1 protein-coding gene is annotated in these 644 nt (G+C 65.4%); it reads right to left on the bottom strand.

All coding sequences use genetic code 11. The features are described from left to right. Positions 1–644: efflux RND transporter permease subunit (locus tag NS365_RS22565; RefSeq protein WP_153003916.1), on the bottom strand; the 644-nt coding region annotated here is incomplete at both ends.

Here is a 644-nt window from a genome sequence, read left to right as displayed (position 1 = left end):
CAGCATCGCGGCCGCCAGCATGGGGCAGAGCGTCAGCGCGATGAAAGCCGACAGCGTCACCGAAATGGCGAGAACGAAGCCGAACTCACGAAACAAACCGCCCGCCACGCCCGGCAGGAACGAGATGGGGATGAAGACGGCGGCGAGCGTCGCCGTGGTGGAGACCACCGCGAAAAAGACCTCGCGCGTGCCGATCACGGCGGCGGCCTTCACGCTCATGCCCCGGTCGCGCTGGCGGATGATGTTTTCCAGAACGATGATCGCATCGTCCACCACCATGCCGGTCGCCAGTACCAGCGCCAAAAGCGTGATGATGTTGACGGAAAAGCCGACGAGATAGATGCCCGCGACGACACCGATCAGCGCGATCGGGATGGTCAGCGTCGGGATCAGCGTCGCGCGCGCGTTCATCAGGAAGGCGTAGATGACGGCGACGACGATCACGATGGCGAGGATCAGCGTCAGCTCCACCTCGTGCAGCGAACCGTTGATGAAGGCCGCCTCGTCCGAGGTGACGACGATGCGTGTGCCCTCGGCCAAGCTCGCGTTCAGCTCCGCCACGGCGGCGCGCACGCCCTCCGAAATGGCGATGGTGGAGGAGCCCGCCTGCCTGACGACATCGAGGCCGATGCCGGTCTCGCCGT

Source organism: Aureimonas ureilytica (assembly GCF_001475935.1).
GTDB classification, from domain to species: domain Bacteria; phylum Pseudomonadota; class Alphaproteobacteria; order Rhizobiales; family Rhizobiaceae; genus Aureimonas; species Aureimonas ureilytica_A.
The sequence above is the reverse complement of the archived record's forward strand: the minus strand, read 5'-3'. Positions and strand labels throughout refer to the sequence as shown.